Annotated in this window: 15 protein-coding genes; 7 read left to right on the forward strand and 8 right to left on the reverse strand. The window is 62.1% G+C overall.

From position 1 onward, the window contains the following. The first annotated feature begins 22 nt into the window (after positions 1 to 22). Both ACEK02_RS19040 and ACEK02_RS19045 read left to right on the forward strand, forming a co-directional pair. Positions 23 to 3,331 carry a carboxyl transferase domain-containing protein gene (locus tag ACEK02_RS19040; protein WP_371423136.1) on the forward strand — a complete coding sequence of 1,103 codons (3,309 nt, stop codon included), beginning with the start codon at positions 23 to 25 and terminating at the stop codon, positions 3,329 to 3,331. A 51-nt stretch (positions 3,332 to 3,382) separates the two neighbouring features. Then, entirely contained in the window at positions 3,383 to 4,342 is a 960-nt protein-coding gene (locus tag ACEK02_RS19045) for a hypothetical protein (protein WP_371423137.1), read from the forward strand. Positions 4,343 to 4,675: 333 nt separating this feature from the next. Here ACEK02_RS19045 and ACEK02_RS19050 read toward each other — a convergent pair whose 3' ends face one another. Continuing rightward, positions 4,676 to 4,825 (reverse strand): hypothetical protein, encoded by a 150-nt coding sequence (locus ACEK02_RS19050; protein WP_371423138.1) that lies wholly within the window; start codon positions 4,823 to 4,825, stop codon positions 4,676 to 4,678. Positions 4,826 to 5,130: 305 nt separating this feature from the next. Between ACEK02_RS19050 and ACEK02_RS19055 the strand changes: the two genes are divergently transcribed. From ACEK02_RS19055 to ACEK02_RS19070, 4 genes are all read left to right on the forward strand, one after another. After that, positions 5,131 to 6,420 carry an acyltransferase family protein gene (locus ACEK02_RS19055; RefSeq protein WP_371423139.1) on the forward strand — a complete coding sequence of 430 codons (1,290 nt, stop codon included), beginning with the start codon at positions 5,131 to 5,133 and terminating at the stop codon, positions 6,418 to 6,420. A gap of 222 nt (positions 6,421 to 6,642) precedes the next feature. Beyond that, complete coding sequence (locus ACEK02_RS19060) at positions 6,643 to 7,293, forward strand: glutathione S-transferase family protein (protein WP_371423140.1); 651 nt, start codon at positions 6,643 to 6,645, stop codon at positions 7,291 to 7,293. A 45-nt stretch (positions 7,294 to 7,338) separates the two neighbouring features. Then, the gene (locus ACEK02_RS19065) at positions 7,339 to 8,118 is read left to right on the forward strand and encodes an enoyl-CoA hydratase/isomerase family protein (protein WP_371423141.1); all 780 of its coding nucleotides are present in this window, start codon (positions 7,339 to 7,341) and stop codon (positions 8,116 to 8,118) included. A gap of 121 nt (positions 8,119 to 8,239) precedes the next feature. Continuing rightward, the gene (locus ACEK02_RS19070; RefSeq protein WP_371423142.1) at positions 8,240 to 9,685 is read left to right on the forward strand and encodes a hypothetical protein; all 1,446 of its coding nucleotides are present in this window, start codon (positions 8,240 to 8,242) and stop codon (positions 9,683 to 9,685) included. A gap of 1 nt (position 9,686) precedes the next feature. Here the strand turns inward: ACEK02_RS19070 and ACEK02_RS19075 are convergent, their stop codons facing one another. The 7 genes from ACEK02_RS19075 to ACEK02_RS19105 form a co-directional block, all read right to left on the reverse strand. Then, on the reverse strand, positions 9,687 to 10,370 hold the full coding sequence (locus ACEK02_RS19075) for a class I SAM-dependent methyltransferase (protein ID WP_371423143.1): 684 nt from the start codon (positions 10,368 to 10,370) through the stop codon (positions 9,687 to 9,689). A gap of 14 nt (positions 10,371 to 10,384) precedes the next feature. Next, positions 10,385 to 11,377: a glycosyltransferase family 2 protein gene (locus ACEK02_RS19080; RefSeq protein WP_371423144.1), complete on the reverse strand. Its 993-nt coding sequence runs from the start codon at positions 11,375 to 11,377 to the stop codon at positions 10,385 to 10,387. A gap of 144 nt (positions 11,378 to 11,521) precedes the next feature. After that, positions 11,522 to 13,084 carry a hypothetical protein gene (locus ACEK02_RS19085; protein WP_371423145.1) on the reverse strand — a complete coding sequence of 521 codons (1,563 nt, stop codon included), beginning with the start codon at positions 13,082 to 13,084 and terminating at the stop codon, positions 11,522 to 11,524. Between the two features lie 2 nt (positions 13,085 to 13,086). Further along, the gene (galE, locus tag ACEK02_RS19090; protein ID WP_371423146.1) at positions 13,087 to 14,100 is read right to left on the reverse strand and encodes a UDP-glucose 4-epimerase GalE; all 1,014 of its coding nucleotides are present in this window, start codon (positions 14,098 to 14,100) and stop codon (positions 13,087 to 13,089) included. A 113-nt stretch (positions 14,101 to 14,213) separates the two neighbouring features. Further along, positions 14,214 to 15,179, reverse strand: a complete 966-nt coding sequence (locus tag ACEK02_RS19095) for a metallophosphoesterase (protein WP_371423147.1) — start codon at positions 15,177 to 15,179, stop codon at positions 14,214 to 14,216. Positions 15,180 to 15,186: 7 nt separating this feature from the next. Beyond that, positions 15,187 to 15,618, reverse strand: coding sequence for a heme-binding protein (locus tag ACEK02_RS19100; RefSeq protein WP_309946411.1), 432 nt, complete (start codon positions 15,616 to 15,618; stop codon positions 15,187 to 15,189). Between the two features lie 12 nt (positions 15,619 to 15,630). After that, positions 15,631 to 18,600 carry an FAD-binding and (Fe-S)-binding domain-containing protein gene (locus ACEK02_RS19105; RefSeq protein WP_371423148.1) on the reverse strand — a complete coding sequence of 990 codons (2,970 nt, stop codon included), beginning with the start codon at positions 18,598 to 18,600 and terminating at the stop codon, positions 15,631 to 15,633. Positions 18,601 to 18,831: 231 nt separating this feature from the next. Here ACEK02_RS19105 and ACEK02_RS19110 point away from each other — a divergent pair, with 231 nt between their 5' ends. Beyond that, positions 18,832 to 20,031 (forward strand): alanine--glyoxylate aminotransferase family protein, encoded by a 1,200-nt coding sequence (locus ACEK02_RS19110; RefSeq protein ID WP_371423149.1) that lies wholly within the window; start codon positions 18,832 to 18,834, stop codon positions 20,029 to 20,031. Positions 20,032 to 20,103: the final 72 nt, after the last annotated feature.

The following is a 20,103-nucleotide window of genomic DNA, read 5'->3' on the forward strand; positions in this document are numbered from 1 at the left end:
TCTATTGTTCACGGAGAGTTTGATGTCCTTTCGCAAATTGCTGATCGCCAATCGCGGCGAGATCGCCATTCGTATCGCGCGCGCCGCGGCTGATGCAGGTCTTGCCACCGTCGCGATCTATCCAGCCGATGACGCGCTGTCGCTGCATGTACGGATCGCCGACCAGTCCACGGAAATCCCCGGCCGTGGTGCGCGTGCCTATCTCGACATCGACGGCGTGATCGCTGCCGCCAAGGCCACCGGCTGCGATGCGCTGCATCCGGGCTACGGCTTCCTCAGCGAGAACGCCGATCTGGCCCGCCGCTGCGCCGAAGAGGGCATTACCTTTGTCGGCCCGTCACCCGCGGCATTGCAGCTGTTCGGTGACAAGGTCGCGGCCAAGCAACTCGCCAAGCGCTGTGGTGTACCGATCATCGCGGGCACCACCGGCCCCTCGACGCTTGATGAGGTAAGAGCGTTCTTTACATCGCTCGGTAGCAATGCTGCCGTGATGATCAAGGCCATGGCTGGCGGCGGCGGCCGCGGCATGCGCGTTGTCGAGCGTGCGGAGGATCTCGACGAGGCCTATGCGCGCTGCCAGTCGGAAGCCAAGGCGGCCTTCGGCAGCGACGGCGTCTATGTTGAGCGCCTCATTCGCAATGCCCGTCATATCGAAGTGCAGATCATCGGCGATCGTCACGGCGATATCAGCCAGCTCTGGGAGCGTGAATGCACGATCCAGCGCCGCAACCAGAAGCTGGTCGAAGTGGCGCCGAGTCCGTCGCTGTCACATAAATTGCGCAGCCGCATCGTTGAATCCGCCAAAAATCTCGCGGCAGAGGCGAGGTATGACAGCCTCGGCACGTTCGAATTCCTGGTCGATGGCGAGGCCGGCGAGGGCGATGGCGCCTTCGCCTTTATCGAGGCCAATCCGCGGCTGCAGGTCGAGCACACCGTGACCGAGGAAGTGCTATCGGTCGATCTGGTGCGGTCGCAGCTCGCGGTCGCCGGCGGGGCCACGCTGGCGTCACTTGGCCTCGATCAGGCCTCGGTGCCGAGCCCGCGCGGCTTCGCCATGCAGCTCCGCATCAATATGGAAACCATGGACGCGTCAGGAGCGACCAAGCCCACCGGCGGCACGCTGGCGGTTTTCGAGCCGCCATCGGGGCCCGGCGTGCGCGTCGATACGTTTGGCTATGCCGGTTACAGGACCAGTGCGGCTTTTGACTCGCTGCTGGCCAAGGTCATCGTCCATACGCCGATGAAATGGCCGGACGTCATCAAAAAAGGCTCGCGGGCGCTGCGCGAATTCCGCATCGAAGGTGTCGCCACCAATATTCCGTTCATGCAGGCGATCCTCGCCAATGCCGATTTCCAGGCCAATCGCATCAGCACCAGTTTCATCGATCGTAATGTTGCCGAGCTGGTCGGCGCCGCGCAGACCCCCGGAAAGCCGCTGTTCGACGCGCTCGGCCAGTCTGCGCAGTCGGCCACATCCGCTGGCATAGCGACACCCGTACCGGAAGGATCGGTACCGGTCGCGGCGCCGCTGCAGGGGACCGTTGTGTCGATCCCGGTGGCCGAGGGCGACGTTGTACGTCCTGGCCAGCAGCTCGCCATCATCGAATCGATGAAGATGGAGCATCTGGTGACGGCGGAGCAGGGCGGCCGTGTCACTCGCATCGCGGCGGCTGACGGCGTCACGCTGATGCAGGGCGAGCCCATTCTTTATATCGAGCCGCAGGACGTCGCTGGCGATGCAGCGGCGGAAGAAGCGGATGTCGATCTCGATCACATTCGTCCCGACCTTGCCGAACTGATCGCTCGCCAGGGCAACACCCTGGATGAAAACCGGCCATCCTCGGTCGAGCGTCGCCGCAAGACCAATCAGCGCACGGCGCGTGAGAACATCGCGCAACTCGTCGATGACGGCTCCTTCATGGAATACGGAAGCCTCGCCATTGCCGGCCAGCGGAGGCGGCGCGCCCTCGACGATCTCATCAAGAATACGCCGGCCGATGGCCTCGTCGCCGGCACAGCCACGGTCAATGCAGCGAAATTCGGCGATCACGAAGCGCGCTGCATGGTGATCTCCTATGACTATACGGTGCTGGCCGGCACCCAGGGTCATATGAACCACAAGAAGATCGACCGCATGCTGTCGCTGGTCGAACAGTGGAAAATGCCGCTGGTGTTCTATGCCGAAGGTGGCGGCGGTCGTCCCGGCGATACCGACCGGCTCGGCTTGACCGGGTTGGACGGTCCGTCCTTCGTGCAATTCGCCAAGCTGTCCGGGCTGGTCCCCGTCATCGGCGTCGTGTCCGGCTATTGCTTCGCCGGCAATGCCGCGATGCTCGGCTGCTGCGATGTCATCATCGCCACCAGGAATGCTTCGATCGGGATGGGCGGTCCGGCGATGATCGAAGGCGGCGGGCTCGGCGTCTATCATCCCGCCGAAGTCGGGCCGGTATCCTTCCAGTCGCCGAATGGCGTTGTCGATATCCTCGTCGAGGACGAAGAGGAAGCGACGAGGACCGCGCAAAAATATCTGTCCTATTTCCAGGGTGCCGTCACGGAGTGGCGCGCGCCCGATCAGCGGCTGTTGCGTCGCGCAATCCCGGAGAACCGGCTGCGCGTCTATGACATTCGTAATGTGATCGATCTGATTGCCGACGAGGATTCTGTATTGGAAATCCGTCGCGACTTCGGCGTCGGCATGATCACGGCCTTCATCCGCATCGAGGGCAAGCCGTTCGGCCTCATCGCCAATAATCCGAAGCATCTCGGCGGTGCCATCGATGCGGCGGCCGGCGACAAGGCGGCGCGATTCCTGCAGCTCTGTGACGCGTTCGACATTCCGATCGTGTCGTTGTGCGACACGCCGGGCTTTATGGTCGGGCCGGAAGCCGAGAAGACTGCGATCGTGCGCCATGTCGCGCGCATGTTCGTCACCGGCGCGAGCATCACGGTGCCGCTATTCGGCATCGTGCTGCGCAAGGGTTATGGGCTCGGCGCGCAGTCGATGATCGGTGGCGGTTTTCACGCCTCGTTCTTCACAACGGCTTGGCCGACTGGCGAATTCGGCGGCATGGGGCTGGAAGGCTACGTCCGGCTCGGCTTCCGCAAGGAGATGGAGGCGATTGCGGATCCGGTCGAGCGCGAGACCTATTATAAGAACAAGGTCGCTGAGCTCTATGCGAACGGCAAGGCAACCTCGATCGCCTCGGTATTCGAGATCGACAATGTCATCGACCCCGCCGAGACGCGGCGCTGGGTGATGGCCGGCCTGCGCTCGGTGCCGAAGCCGCCGCAACGACAGGGCCGCAAGCGTCCCTGCGTTGACACCTGGTAGCCACAACACCGGCGCAAGCGTCGATAGACCGCATTTTTCGAGGAAACGTCAATGACATCAGCCGCTTTCGACACCTTGATCGAAGATAGCGAAAATATGTTCGTCGGCCCATGGCGCCAGCCGCGTCAGATGCTGCATGCGCAGACCTACGACTCGCACGCCTCCATCCATGACGACGCCACTGCGCAGAAGCTGGGCTTCAAGGGCGGCACTATCGAAGGTCCGACTCATTTCAGCCAGTTTGCACCGCTCTGCGAGCGGCTGTGGGGCAAGGAATGGTTTGAGACCGGCTGTATCTCGGCGCACTACCGCGCCGCCGCCTTCGAAGGCGAAGAGGTGCAGGCCATCGTCGAGAAGCCGGCCGACGGCGGCAACTACGCCACGATCCGAATGATGAAACGCGACGGCACCGAAGTGCTGCGTGGCAGCGCGTCGATCGGCAGTGATGCGCCGGCCTCCGCGCTGGATATCCGGCTCACCGAGTTGAAGCCGTTGAATGATGCGGTAATCCTGCGCGACATCAAGCTCGGCATGACCACTGCGTCGCAGACCGTTCGGATGGATTTCGATCAGAACATGGGCGAGCTCTATCCATTCTCGCTGGAACAGAAGCTCAAGGTGATCACCGAGCCCTCGCCATATTATGAGCCCGAGTGCGCAGGCGCCTCGCCATGGGGACGCGCGATCATTCCGGTCGAGATGCTCAGCGTGTTGTTTCAGCACGGTAGCAAGAAGGATCGCCTGCCGGTCAAGGGGCCGGCTGTGGGCCTGTTCGCCGATCAGGAAATCCGGCTGCTGCGCGGGCCATTGTTCGTCGGCGAGGACTATCGGATCGAACGCAAGGTCGTCGCCATGTCCGGCAGCAGGCGCACCGAAAGCCTGTGGGTGCGCACCGCGGTGTTCGATGGTTCAGACGCGCTCGTGGCCACCATGCTGCTCAATCTGGCCACGCTCAAGGAGTCATACGCTACCTATGACCAGGAATTTGCTTTGTTGCATCCAGGTTTATGAGGCAAGGGTTGACCCCCCAGGGGCAATTTCTATCAAATCGGCGGCCGATCGAAGTCATCGGCTCACCGGCCTCCCGGCTCTCGGAGTGCCGAGCTGCCGAGTAGCGAATGCGACGCCACCATTTCATACTCGCGCCCATCTTTGCTACGAGATTTGAGTGCTGCACCGGCCGTTTGAACCCGCCACGCAAAGCGAACGTTCACTTGCACTTGGTCTGTGAACGTCTCGACTGCTCGTCAACAGCTGGTTCTCAAGGCGGCGGTTGGCGGCTTTCAGCCTTCTTTCTTGCCGGGCAAATGGCAATCGATGTTCCATGCCTCCCGCACTCGTGCGTCAGTGAGGCATCCACATCGTCGAGGCCTGATCGCTCGATTCGCGTTGCTCGAGGCGATCGGCTTCCTGGCGGTACTCGTGCGATGCTTCGATCAGTCGCGAAACAGTGACGGCATCCAGAATGGTCCTTGCCAACCGTTCGGCGCGCATCGCCTGGTCCCTGAGATACTGAACTCTGGTCATCTTCTGCCCTCACACTTGCCGATACAAGTTGAGTCAATTTCAATCGTTCCCAGCCTGTTCCCAGATGCTTAACAGACCGTAAGCGGCGCTGGTGTCTCAGAGAGAATTCTCATGCGCCGTGATCGACGCGATGTCGTCAACCCTAACGCTCCCCCGTCGCCGTGCATTCAGGTTAAGCCCGAACATTTCGCCTGAGGTGGTAGATAGGTAAATCGCCTTCACTTTCGATGTTCACGCGGTTGCTACCCCCCGGTTCAAACGGGGAGATCGCAATGTCAGGGAATGCAGGAATCGCCAAGCGGCTGGAGAAATTTCCGGCGTTCGACGGCTTTCGGGGAATCGGCGTGGTGGTGGTGGTGTTCACCCATTGCCCGCAGGTACTGGACAGCAGCGCCTATAATGCGATCTGGTATGTCAACCAGCTGTCACGCGTGGGCTATATCGCGCTCGATATCTTCTTCGTGATCTCAGGCTTCTTCATTACGCGTTTGCTGCTGCGCGAGCGAGCCAAAACCGGTCGCATTTCCTTCAAGGATTTCTATATGCGCCGGGCGCTGCGCATCTTCCCGGTCTATTATCTCACGATCTTCGCTTGCTACTTCATCTTTAGATTAGGCCCCGCGGAGACGCTGAGCCTTCTGACCTACACGTTCAGTTTCTATCACCCGCTGCATGGGGCGCCGAACCCGCTGGAACACACCTGGTCATTGTCGGTGGAGGAGCAGTTCTATTTCTTCTGGCCGATGCTGATCCTCATCGTGGCGCCGGCCTGGCTCAATGTCGTGACCGGCCGGGTAATCCCGCTGCTGGCAGTGGCGAGCGGGTTGTTGATGGCGCTGCTGTTCATCAATCACGACTCGCGAGAGGCAGGCGACCTCGTCTATATGTCGCTGTTTACCCGCATGCTGTCGCTGTCGCTCGGCGGCTGGCTGGCAGTGCGCGAATTCGAGAACCGGCCGCTGCGCGGTTGGCGCTGTGCAGCGCTCGTGGGCGCAGCGGTGGTGATCCTTGTGATTGACCGGAGGGGCCGCGACCTCGGCATTATCACCTCGCAACCAGTCTACTGGACCCTTGCGCTGATCGCCTATTCGATGGTGAGCGTGTCCTTCGTCGCTACGCTGGTGTTCGATCGTGGCATTATCAAACGTGTGATGACGGCGATCCTGTCGCTGTCCCTGTTCCGCGGGCTCGGCCATCTCTCTTACGCGATGTATGTGTTCCATCTGCCGGTGTTGTTCTATCTCGGCCTCAACGATGCCGCGATCCATGGCGCCAAGGTACCGATCCTCCAGGTCGCGCTTGCTTTCGGCATTACGCTTGGCCTGTCGATCCTGTCCTACTATCTGCTCGAAAGTCCGATGGCGAAACTGAAGCAGAATTTCAGCGGCACCAGGCCGGCGGAGCCGGCCAACGCAAAGCCAGCAAGCATCACCCAGGACGACCGGCTTGCGGGGTTTGCGCGCGAGGCGTTTCTTCCCCGAGAGCATCGCGCCAGACCGCTCGACGACCTCCCGCAGCGGACGACGATCTGGCCGGGCGTTCGTCGCACTCAGGCGAAATAATGTCGACTGCGGCGACGCGGGGCACCCAATTGCGATCGAGGCGCGAAGCCGTCGTGGTCAGCCTCGGTGACGTGCGCGTGATGACGGGGATCGTCGATCGGAGAGGGCGAAACCGGTTCGCCGAGGCCATATGGCGGCGGCAAGACTTGACGAAGCCTCGTGGCTGCGTCTCATTGGCCGGCAGCACGGCGATAGTCCGTGCCTGCCCGGAGGTCTCGCCCGATGATCACGCTCTACCATTGCGCCCGCGCGCGCTCGTTCCGCCCGCTGTGGACGCTCGAGGAGCTTGGACTGCCCTATGAGCTGAAGATGTTGCCATTCCCGCCGCGTGTCTTTGCCAAGGAATATCTCGGCATCAATCCGCTCGGCACCATTCCGCTGATGCTCGATGGCGAGACGCGGATGACGGAATCAGCGGCGATCGCGCAATATCTCGTGACCAAATATGGCCCGACGCCGTTGGCCGTTGGCGTCGATGAACCGGATTTCGGCGCGTTCCTGAATTGGTTGCATTTCGGCGAGGCAACGCTGACCTTCCCGCAGGCGCTGGTGCTGCGGTATTCGAAGCTTGAGCCGGAGGAGCGCCGTCATCCGCAAGTGGTCGAGGATTACTCGAAGTTCTTTCTGGGCCGGTTGCGCATGATCGAGACCATCACCACCGGCAACGACTATGTCTGCGCCGACCGTTTCACCGCCGCGGATATTTCCGTCGGCTATGCACTGCTGCTCGCCAATCGTCTCGGGCTTGCATCGCAATTCGGGCCGAATGTCACGGCCTACTGGGCACGATTGCAACGGCGCGAGGGCTATCTGCGTGCGATGGAGTCGGAAAACCGCGCGGGCGACGCGCTGGGTTTGGCGCGCCGCTTCTAAACGGCTATACCAACGACATCACATTCAATTGAGCGAGCAACTCCGATGGCCAATGACAGCGTGATCCTGGAGAAGAAAGACGCCGCACTTTGGATCACCATCAACCGCCCCGAGAAACGCAATGCCATGAATGCCGATGTCATCGCCGGCATCACCCATGGCTATCGCACGGCGCACGAGGACTCGGATGTGCGGGTCATCGTGCTGACCGGTGCGGGCGAAAAGGCGTTCTGTGCCGGGGCCGATCTGGCAAATGCCGGCGCGGCCTTCTCGATGGATTTCTCCAAGCCGAATGGCGATCTCGCGGATCTGATGCGGCTGTCGCAGAGCGCGACCAAGCCTGCGATTGCGCGCGTCAATGGCGTCTGCATGGCCGGTGGCATGGGCCTGTTGTGCATGACCGACATGGCGGTGGCTGCGGACAACGCGATCTTCGGCCTGCCAGAGGTGAAGGTCGGCGTGTTTCCGATGCAGGTGCTGGCGCTGCTGCAATCGATCGCGCCGCGCCGGCTGGTCAACGAATGGTGCATCACCGGTGAGCCGTTCGACGCGCAGACCGCGCTTGGTGCGGGCCTGCTGAATCACGTCGTGCCGGCGGCCGAACTCGATACCAAGATCGACTGGTTGATTTCGCGTATCACCGACAAGTCGCCGACGGCGATCCGCCGCGGGAAGTATGCGATGCGCGCTATTGCCGCAATGTCGTTCGACGAGAGCATTGCCTATACCGAAAGTCAGATCGCGATCCTGTCGATGACCGAGGATGCGAAGGAAGGCCTCAAGGCATTCGGCGAAAAGCGCAAGCCGGTCTGGCCGGGGAGGTAAGCGCGGGCTTCCCGGCGGAGGATTGCCTGCCTCTGCAGCAGACCATGTCATCGTCCATGCAAGCTGGCCGTATCGTCAGCCTTAAAGTGGAATTAACAGTGTCGCTGTACCCTCGCAGCCCGTGAGCGACCAGGCAATCAGCAGCGCAACCAAACAGTTCCCGGTGCGGGCAGCGATGCCGTTGCTGGTGAGCGCGTGCGTCTATGTCATGCTGCTGGCGCTCGGGCCGCGGCTCCTGAACGATCCGGACAGCTACTCCCATATCGCCATCGGACGCTGGATCCTGGCCAATGGCGTCATCCCATCGACGGACTCGTTCTCCTTCTCCATGCATGGCGGCCACTGGCTTGCCTTCGAATGGCTTTCCGAGGTCATTTACGGGGCGATCTACACGCTTGCCGGCTGGCATGGCGTCGTGGCGCTCGCTGCCGCAGCGATCGCGCTTGCCGTCGGGCTGCTGACGCAGTTTCTGCTGCGGGAATTTTCACCGAAGCCGGTACTGTTCATCGTCGCAGCGGTGGTCGTCCTTCTGGCTCCGCACCTGTTGGCGCGGCCGCATGTATTGGCACTGCCGGTCATGATGGCCTGGGCAACGGCGCTCGTTCGCGCCATGGATGCGCGCGCACGCCCGCCTTATTGGGCGTTACCCCTGCTGGTCCTTTGGGCCAATCTCCATGGCAGCGTGATCCTGGCTTTGGGATTGATCGGACCCGCAATCGTTGAAGTCCTCATACGAAACAAGCTGCGCGAGCAGCCTCGCGAGCTGCTCCACTGGCTCGCCTTTGCGGCTCTTGCTGTTATCGCATCCTGTCTGACCCCTTACGGGCCCGGCACGCTGCTGATGCCGCTGACGACTCTCGGTCTTGGCGATGCGCTCAACTGGATCGGCGAATGGCGGTCGCAGAATTTCAGCCGCGTCGGCACTTTCGAAATCCTTTTGCTCGCGGGAATCTTTGCTCTGTCGCGCGGCGTGACGCTTCCCGTGGTGCGTGCCCTGGTCGTCATCGGGTTGTTGCATTTTGCCCTGGCGCAGGTGCGCAATGTCGATCTGCTTGCCATGCTGGCGCCGCTCTATCTGGCCGCGCCGATCGCACGGCAGTTTCAAGCAAAGGCCGAGGAGGGCGAGGCTCACTCAGGCTGGAGCCTGCAGGCCGCGGCTGTCGGCGTCATGATCCTGGCGACCGCGGTCGCGACCGCGCGCGACGTTCGGCCTGCTTCCCGAAACACGCCGCAGGCGGCGCTGGCCGGTGCCGGCCTGACGGCGGGGCACCGTATCCTCAACGACTATTCGTTCGGCGGCTATCTGATCTTCGCAGGCATTCCCACCTTCATCGATGGTCGCGGCGAGCTCTATGGCGGTCGCTTTCTCCATCGCTACAACAGCGGCCTCTCGCTGGCTGACCTGAATGATTTTCTGAAACTGCTCGACGACTATAAAATCGACGCCACGCTGCTGGAGCCGGACACGCCGGCGGTGGCGTTGCTTGATCGGCTGCCGGACTGGAAACGTGTCTATGGCGATGACGTCGCGGTGGTCCACAAGCGTCAGAGCGCGGCAGCGAAGTAGCTCAGGCGGTACCAAAGGTCGCGTATTGCGCGCCGAGCGGCAGGCCGCCCAAGGCGCTTTCGACGCGCCGCGCGACTGTCGCTTCCCAGGGCAGCAGCAGGAAATGCTGCGAAGCGATCTGGCGGAAACCGGCGCTCGCCATGAGCTTTTGGGTCCTGCCGGCGCCGAGCAACACGGCGTCGCGGTCGAACTCGCAGCGTGCAACGGCAAGACGCGTCAGCGGATTCAACGGATTGTGCTCGATGACGCAGACCACGCCGCCCGGCCGCACCACGCGACGCATCTCGCTCATGAAACCCGCCCATTCCGCAGGCGGGACGTGATGCATGACGCAGATCGTGGTGACCAGATCGAAACTGGCATCTGCGAACGGAAAATGGATGCCGTCGAAAGCCCGGTAATCGACGTCAGGGTTGTCGACCTGCGCCTGCGCGATGCTGGCGGAGGATACGTCGATGCCGCTGAGCTGGCCAACCATTCCGCGCAGCAGCGGATGGAAGCTGCCGACGCCGCAGCCGGCGTCAAGCATGTCAGGCTTTTTCGATTGCGGTCGCGCTGCGATCAGGTCACGCAGCAGATCGGCCTTGGCGCGCATGAAAAAGCTGTGCGGCAGGCCGGAGAAGTCGATCGAGGATTGAACGACGTCGCGATAGTTGCTGCGGTAACTGTCGAAAAGCTGGCTCATGACAATCCGCTCAATCAGGCACTGCGTGAAGTGCGGTAAGAGGCTTCGTTCTGATCGCGTTCGAAACCGACGCGGTTCTGGACCACATAAAGCGGGCGATGCTTCGCTTCTGCATGAATGCGTCCGACATAGAGACCGACGATGCCGGTCATCAGCATGTTCAATCCACAGAGCAGCGACACAATGACGATGATCGACGACCAGCCCGCGACCAGGTGAGGGTCGTTGGTCAACCACAGCACCAGCACCCTGCCGCCGTAGAGGAGTGCCAGGCCCGACACAACGAGACCGCACCAGATCGCCAGCCGCAGCGGCGCGTCGGAAAAGCCGAGCGCGGCCGACATCGCGAGGCGAGCCATCTTGAACAGCGGATATTTGGTTTCGCCGGCGGCGCGTTCGAGGCGATGGAAGCTGACCTCGGCCTGGCGGAAGCCGAGCCAGGCGATCATGCCGCGCACGAAGCGATCGCGCTCCGGCATCTGGCGCAGCGCGTCCAGCACCTTGCGATCGATCAGGCGGAAGTCGCCGACGTCTGCCGGGATACGAACCGAGGTCATACGGCCAAGCACGCGATAGAACACATGGGCGGTGGCGCGCTTGAACGCGCTTTCGCTGGCGCGAGACAGGCGGCGTGCATAGACCACATCATTGCCTTCGCGCCATTTGGCGATCAGTTGTTCGACCACTTCGGGCGGGTCCTGCAGATCCGCGTCCATGACGACGATGGCGTCGCCTTGCGCGGCGTCCATGCCGGCGGTGATGGCCACCTGATGGCCGAAATTGCGGGACAGGCCGATATAACGGAACCGCGGGTCATCCTTGGCCAGCGCCTGCAGCACGATGGGGCTGGCGTCACTGCTGCCGTCGTCCACGAAGATGGCCTCTGCGGGGCCGCCGAGGCGATCAAGCAGCAATCCGAGCCGGCGGATCAACACGGGCAGCACGGCCTCTTCATTATAGACCGGCACGACGATGCTGTAGATGATCCGTCCGCCATCAATCGTCATTTTGGGGTTCCGCCCTGCTGAATGGCGGGATCCTAAGCCCTGATGGTTAAGGCGGCCTTGCAAAGAGCCTTGAAATCAGGCGCCTTTGAGCCGCCTTCATAGGGCCGCGCCACCGCAAGCGGGATTACCTTGTGGTCCGCTCGGCTATGGCTGCCGGTGTATTTTGTAGAGGACAAAACGTGCGGACCTGTCCACCTCCTGCAGTCTGTCGGGCAGCGGGTTCGCCGAAGCGGGACCGAGCACATAGAGATAGTCGAAATCGCGGTGCCAGGTCTGGATGAACGGAGGAAAGTCTGTCGCGGTGCGGCCGGCCGCAACTGCGCTAAGCAAACGTATGGGGACCGGCCCGCCATATGGAATGGCAAGGCGCTGCATGCCGGCGATGGGGCGAATTGGCTGCTTTCCGACCTCGGTGAACAGGTTGGGGACGAATGCGTTCGCATAATGCACGGCCAGGGTCGGAGCATAGGCCATCGGATATTGCGTGAGGTCTCTGAACGGCGGGTCTTCGCCATCGCCGCTCGTTCCCGTGAGTACCCGCGCGCCGCGGTCAATCCGATGAAACGACTCGATCAGAGTTGTATAGTCCGCACGGTAAGAGAGCCAGACGGCAAACACGGTCGCAAGATTGGCGAGGATAACGCCGGTGACCAGGAGCAGCGCGGCAGCCACCCATCGTCGGCTTGGTAACGAGAATGAGCAAAATGCCGCAACGATCATCGCCGCGGCGGGTATAATCCGGAGGTCGGCAAATGACGTCCCGAGAAGCTTCGAAGGAATGACCAAATACAGCAGCGCGAAACCGGCGGCGAGCCAGATGCCGACCGGTTCGATCGTCAGGACATCGCGCTTGAGCGCCAGATACAACGACACCAGCAGGACAAGAACGCACGCGGCGGACACCGTCAAATTATAGCCGTTCATGATCCGAAACAGCCAGATCGGCTTGTACTGAAACAGCCATTCCGTGCCCTCGCTGCCAACAGAGCCGGCGGTGGCGCGCATCACCACCAGCAGAAGAGCGACGGGCACTGCGAGAAGCATCAGGCGCAGTGCGGTGACGTGATACGACGCCTTCTGCCGGTGAGCGCGCCACAGCTCGTAAAAACCGATAGCTGCGCCGTAGATGCCCAGCGAAAAGAAATGCACCGCGAACAGCGCGCCGACGAAGATGGCGTTGACAACGAAGCGCGTGAACAACGAACGCTCGATGACCGTCAGATAGGCTGCGACGCCCCAAAGCGAGACGCCGAGACCGAATTCAAAATTCAGGAACCCCCAGCTGAAGGGCAGGCAGTAGAGGAACAGCAGCGCGGCGAAGCCGCCCATCTGGGTGCGACCCTTCGCGACCCGTTCGAGCGTCAGCGCGCCGCCGATAATCAACAACTGGCTGCAGAGCAGAAACAGCCGGGTCGCGTTTTCGACACCGACCCATCGTGCCATCTGTGGGATGAGCAAATCCATCCCGAGATTGGGATAGAGCGCCCAATGCACTTCGTAATACGGGTTGGCGCCGGGCTTCCCATTCTCAGCCAGAAGATACATGCGGGCCAGGTGATTGGGATAATCGACCATCGCCGGAATCGGTGTCAGTACTGTGGGAAGAAGCGAGGCCGCCGTCAGCAATGCAAAAACGACGATCGCTGCAGTCCGATACGGATCCGCATGCGTCCAGGCAGACATGGCCTTCGATTTTTGCGTGATCATGCTCACTGGTCGAGATAGCCATTGGGATTTTTCCGCTGCCAGTTCCAGGCGTCGCGACACATCTCCGCAATGCCGCGCTTTGCGTGCCATCCGAGAACATTTGCGGCAAGCTCTGCGCTTGCATAGTAACTGGCGATATCACCGGCGCGTCTCGGTGCAAAAGTGATAGGGATCGTCTTGCCGCACGCGCCCGCATAGGCGTCAACCAACTCCAGCACACTGGTGCCTCGTCCGGTTCCGAGATTGACCTTAAGGACCCGCTGCTTGTCGGCACAGTCAAGGGCCGCTACGTGCCCGGCTGCCAGATCGGCCACATGGACATAGTCGCGTATGCCGGTGCCGTCCGGTGTCGGGTAATCGTTGCCATAGACATTCAGCACGGGCAGGCGTCCAATAGCGACGCGCGAGATGTAAGGCATCAGATTATTCGGAATGCCATTGGGGTCTTCTCCGATCAGCCCGCTTTCGTGACTGCCGACCGGATTGAAATAGCGCAGAATCACGACATTCAACGGGCTTTGGGATTGCGCAATGTCGCTCAGCAATTCCTCGGCCTGCATTTTGGTGCGGCCATAGGGGCTGAACGGTGCGAGCTTGTGGTCCTCCCGCAAGGGCAACATATCTGGCTCACCGTAGACCGTCGCCGACGACGAGAACACGATATTGCGCACGCCGGTCTGCTGCATGGCCTGTGCCAGCCTCAGGGTTCCGACCACGTTGCAATCGTAATACTCGGTCGACTTGCTGACGGAATCCGCAACGGACTTCAGTCCGGCGAGATGAATGACCGCGCTGCAGCCATGCGCTGACAGTGCCGATATCAGCGCTTCGACGTCGCGCACGTCGCCTCTGACGACCTCCGGCGCCGTACCGGTGATCCGCCGGATCCGATTGATGACTTCGGGGTGGCTGTTACAGAAATTGTCATAGACCACGACCTTGCGACCGGCGTGGATCAGCTCCACGCAGATATGCGAACCTACAAAGCCGGCGCCGCCTGTAATCATCACCGTCATATCGGAATTGTCCTGCCTGGAAGCCGTCGGGCTGCACCGAGACTAGCTCTGTCAGCTTAATAAACGGCAGTTCGTGGCGATAGTCGCCTTAGTTAGCGAATTATATATATGGATTAGCCAGCGCGCGTCAGCCGATGCAACGTCACTTCCGGTGGGCAGTTGAGCCGCACCGGCAGCAGGCTGGTGCCGACGCCGGCGGAGGTGTAGCCGGCCATTCCCTCATGGCACCACGCACCGTTGCCCATATGGCGGGGCAGCACGGCCTCCAGCTTGATGGCGTAGCCGCCGGGCAGGCAGAGCTGGCCGCCATGGGTATGGCCGCTCAGCATGAGGTCGAAATTGTGCTTGGCCGCCTCGGCATAGGTCTCCGGCGTGTGCGACAGCAGGATCGAGAAGGCATCCTTCGGAATTTGCGACGCGGCCTTCGGGATGTCGTCGGCGAGATAGAAATGCGGATCGTCGACACCGGCGAGATAGATGCGCGCATCGCCGCGGGTAATCGTGTCGCATTCATTGAACATCATGCGGATGCCCATGGCTTCCAGCGCCGGCGTCATACGGATGCTGTCGTGATTGCCGAGAACGCCATAGACGGGGTCGCGCAGCTTTGCACGCAATTCGCCGACACCTTCGGTGGCGCGCTGATACGGACCGTAGGTCTTGCCGCGATAGTCGCCGGTCAGCACACAGATGTCATATTGGAGATCGCCGACGAAGGAGATCAGGTGGCGGAGCGCGTTTTCGCTGAGATCGACGTGAAGATCGCTGATATGCAGGATCGTGAAGCCATCGAATGCGGCGGGCAGGCGCGGCGAGGCGACGATATTCTCACGCACCAACACGCGGTCGGCCTCGCGGCGGGCGCGGCCATAGAGGCCGGTGAACTTCAGCGCGGTGCGAACGATCGGCGGCGCGGTGAGCCAGTTCTCCAGATTGAAGAACAGGCGACCCTGGCCGAACAGCTGGTGATCGTGATGGGTCTCGATCTCCAGCCGCGCCTTCACATGCGCATCCCCGATACGGTCGATCAGCGGGCGTAGCGCGCTGTCGTCGATCGGGAGATGCAGTGGTCGGGTCAATGCGGTTCTAGCCGGTCGAGGCCTTGAGGCCGGCCGCCTCGATGCCGGCGACGGCTGCGATCTCGTCATTGTCCGATGTATCGCCGGAGATCCCGATGGCGCCGAGCAGGCTGCCCGATGCGTCATGAATGAGAACGCCGCCCGGCACCGGGATCAGCGCGCCGCGGGCCATGGTATTCACGGCATCGATGAAGAACGGCTGCTCTTCGGCACGCTTGAACAGTGCCCGCGAGCCGAGCCCCATGGCCAATGCGCCATAGGCCTTGCCGTGTGCGACTTCGCCGCGCATCAGGCTGGTGCCATCCTGCGCGATGGTGGCCTTTACGCAGCCGCGAGCGTCGAGCACCGTGATGACCATCGGCTTGAGCTTCATCTCGATCACCTTGGCGAGGGCGCCATCGATGATCTTGCGGGCTGTGTCGAGGGTGAGGTCGGCCATATCGGTTGTTTCCTAGTTGAGCGTGGAAGAATGGACGTTTGTTGCGGCGCCGTCGAGGCTCATGGCCAGCACGCGGGCGACATGCAGCGCATGGCGCGCGGAGCCGTCAGCGATCTGGTGGCGGCAGGAGGTGCCGTCGGCGACGATCAGTGTATCGGATTCGGCCTTGCGCACGGCGGGCAGCAATGACGCCTCGGCCATCTGGATCGAGACGTCATAGGTATCGGCGCCGTAGCCAAAAGCGCCAGCCATGCCGCAGCAGCTCGACTCGATAGTCTCGACCTTCAGATCCGGGATCAGCCGCAAGGCCTGTTCGACCGGCTTGAAAGCGCCGAACGACTTCTGGTGACAGTGCCCATGCACCATCGCCTTCGGCGCGATCGGTTTCAGCGGCAGTTGCAGTCGGCCAGCCTCGGCCTCGCGCACCAGGAATTCCTCGAAAAGCATCGCGTGCGCGCTGACGGTTTTGGCGCTGTCGTCCGATCGCAGCGACAGCAATTCATCACGCAGCGTCAGCAGGCAGCTCGGCTCAAGTCCGACAATCGGCACGCCGCGCGCTGCGAAAGGCGCATAGGTTGCGACCAGACGATCCAGTTCGGCGCGCGCCTGATCGACGAGCCCCGCAGAAAGGAATGTACGGCCGCAGCACAAGGCACGGTTGCTGCGATCCATCGGCTTCGGCAGATGCACGCGATAGCCACCGGCGATGAGAACGCGCAGCGCGTCGTCGAGGTTCTCGCGCTCATAGGCGCGGTTGAACGTGTCGGCAAACAGCACGACCTCGCGGCCGTCGGCCGGGCCGACGGCGTCTGTATCACGATGAAACACATCGCTGCGCCATTCCGGCAGGCTGCGTCTGGCGCTGATGCCCGCATAACGCTCCAGCAGCTTGCGCAGCAGTGGGCTCTTGTTGCGGAGATTCGCGAGGGGCGCGGCGCGGGCGGCCAGGGCGGCATAGCGCGGCAGGTAGCCGACGAGTCGATCACGCAGCGTAAGGCCATGCTTCGCAGCACGGGCGGCCAGCACCTCGATCTTCATCTTCGCCATATCGACGCCGGTCGGGCATTCATGGCGGCAGGCCTTGCACGACACGCAGAGTTTCATCGTGTCGGCCATGGCATCCGACGTCAGCGCATCGGGGCCGAGCTGGCCGGAGATCGCCAGCCGTAGCGTGTTGGCGCGGCCACGGGTGACGTCCTTTTCGTTGCGTGTCGCGCGATAGGACGGGCACATCACGCCGCCCTCTAACTTCCGGCATGTGCCATTGTTGTTGCACATCTCGATGGCGCCCTGAAAACCGCCGCCGGCGCCGGGCCATGCGGACCAGTCGAGCGCGGTCTTCAATTCGCCGACGCGATAGTCCGACGCGTAACGAAACAGCGAACGATCATCCATCTTGGGCGGATCGACGATCTTGCCGGGATTCAAAACATTGCCGGGATCGAAGCGCCTCTTCACCTCGGCGAAATCTTCGATGATCCGCTGGCCGAACATCTCGGCGTGGAATTCGGAGCGTATGAGACCGTCGCCATGCTCGCCGGAATGCGAGCCCTTGTATTCGCGCACGATCGCGAAGGTTTCCTCGGCAATGGCGCGCATCGCCTTGACGTCCTTGTCGAGCTTCAGGTTCAGCACGGGGCGCACATGCAGGCAGCCTTCGGAGGCGTGCGCATACATGGTGCCGGTGGTGTCGTGCTTCCTGAAGATCGCGGAGAGGCGTTCGGTGTAATCAGCGAGATGCGGCAGCGGCACCGCGCAGTCCTCGATGAAGGAGACCGGTTTGCCGTCCTGCTTCATCGACATCATGACGTTGAGGCCGGCCGCGCGAAATTCGGCGATGCCAGCCTGAAGCGCGGGCTCGATGACGTCGACCACGCCGCCCCATTTGCGCGGCGGATTATTCCAGCCAAAGCCGAGATCGCCCATCAATGCGCCCAGCTCTTTCAGCTTGGCGGCGTTGGCGGCCTGATCCTCTTCCGCGAATTCGACGATCAGGAGTGCATCCGGATCGCCGCGCACAGCACTCTTGATGATCGGCTGGAACATCGCGATGTCGCGGCCGAGTGCGATCATGGTGCGGTCGACCAGTTCGACGGCAATGGGCTTGAGCTTGACCAGATGCTGGGTCGCATCCATCGCTTCGTAGAAACTGCCGAAATGACAGACACCGAGCGCCTTGTTGCCGATCAGCGGCCACAGCTTGAGTTCGACCTGTGTCGTGAAGGCGAGGGTGCCTTCGGAGCCCACGAGGAGATGCGCGAGATTGTTGGCCGTGTTGCGCGGGACGAGTGCATCGAGATTGTAACCGCCGACGCGGCGCTGCACCTGCGGGAAGCGCGCGGCGATCTCGGCGGCTTCACGCTCGCCGAGTGCCAGCATGTCGCGAAACAGGGCAGGCGCATCGTCCCCTGAATTCACTTCGCCGAAATGCAGCAGGTTGCCATCGGCCAGCGCGGCATCCATCGCGATCGTGTTGTCGCGCATGGTGCCGTAGCGCAGCGAGCGGCCGCCGCAGGAATTGTTGCCGGCCATGCCGCCGATGGTCGCGCGTGAAGCGGTCGACACATCGACCGGAAACCAGAGGCCGTGCTTCTTCAGTTGGCGGTTGAGATCATCGAGCACGATCCCGGGTTCGACGATACAGGTGCGATTCTCGACATCAAGCGAGATGAGCTTGTTGAGATGTTTGGAGAGGTCGATGACGATGCCGTCATTGACGGTCTGTCCGCATTGCGAGGTGCCGCCGCCGCGCGGCGTGACGATGCGGCCGTCGTCGCGGCAGATCGCCATGGCGCGCAAGGCCTCGTCGATGGTGCGAGGGACGACCACGCCGAACGGGACGATCTGGTAGAATGAGGCATCGGTGGCATAACGGCCGCGGTTGAATGGGTCGAAGAACACATCGCCGGAGACTTCGCGCGCGAGCTTTGCCGCCAGCGCGCTGTCTGCGGCCGTGCTCCGAATGATTGCCGCCTTCGCCATGGATTCCTGCCTCGTCCCTCTATCGTCCTGTCTTGCATCCGGATTCCGGCTTGGCAACCCGGAGGTGCTGCGCCAGCGGTGGTGAGGACGGGATACCGGAGGGATAAGAAATCCTCATGGCTGCCCCACGCTTTTCTTCGGCGCTCTGGTATACCAGACGCGCGACAAGTCCTCTGAAAGGTGCTATCCGGGCGCTTCAATAAAAAATGGACTCCCTGGGAAGGACGAGACATGACCGTGCATACCGGAAGGCATTTCCTGCAGATTCCTGGCCCGACCAACGTACCCGACCGGGTGCTGCGGGCGATGGATATGCCCACGCTGGACCATCGCGGTCCCGAATTCGCCGAGCTTGGCCTCCACGTCATTGCTGCGATGCAGCGTGTGTTCCGGACCAAGCAGCCGGTGATGATCTATCCGTCCTCCGGCACCGGCGCCTGGGAAGCCGCCATCGTCAACACGCTGTCGCCGGGCGACAAGGTGCTGATGGCCGAGACCGGCCAGTTCGCCACGCTGTGGCGGAGCCTTGCCGAGAAATTCAAGCTCGACATCGATTTTGTCCCGGGCGACTGGCGCCACGGCGCCGACCTCCCGGAAATCGAGAAGCGTCTCGCCGCCGACAAGTCGCACGCCATCAAGGCCGTGATGATCGTGCATAACGAGACCTCGACCGGTTGCGTGACCCATCCGCAGGATGTCCGCAAGATCATGGACCGCGTGAAGCACCCGGCGCTGCTGATGGTCGACACCGTCTCCGGCCTCGGCTCGCTCGAATACGAACATGACGCATGGGGCATCGACGTGTCCGTCGCCGGTTCGCAGAAGGGCCTGATGCTGCCGCCGGGCCTCGGCTTCAATGCCGTGTCCGACAAGGCCCTGGCGGCCTCCAAGGCCAACAGCTCGTTCCGGTCCTATTGGGACTGGGCCGAGATCATCGCCGCCAACAAGCTCGGCTCCTGGCCCTATACGCCCGCCACCAATCTGCTCTACGCGCTGAAGGAAGGCGTTGCGATGCTGGAGGAGGAGGGGCTCGATAATGTGTTTGCGCGCCACAAGCGCCATGGCGCCGCCGCCCGCGCCGCCGTCAAGGCCTGGGGCCTCGAGACGGTCTCGATCGAGTCGCATGATCACTCGCCGGCGCTGACCGCGGTGTTGATGCCGGACGGGCATGATGCCGACAAGTTCCGCAAGGTGGTGCTCGATAATTTCGACATGTCGCTCGGCACCGGCCTCAATAAATGGAAGGGCAAGATCTTCCGCATCGGCCATATCGGTCACTTCAACGACCTTATGCTGATGGGCACGCTGGCCGGCGTCGAGATGGGTCTCGAACTCGCCAAGGTCCCGCATCGCGCTGGCGGTGTGATCGCAGCCATGGATGTGCTGACTGGCAAGAGCGTGGTGCCGATGACCAAGGCTGCCGTCGCGTAGTGGCGGCGGTTGCTTAAGCCCGCGAATTCCCGTCTTTGAGGCCTAACAATCTACCGGAGGCTGGAGCATAAT

The sequence above is a fragment of the Tardiphaga sp. genome (assembly GCF_041424195.1).
Lineage (GTDB): Bacteria > Pseudomonadota > Alphaproteobacteria > Rhizobiales > Xanthobacteraceae > Tardiphaga.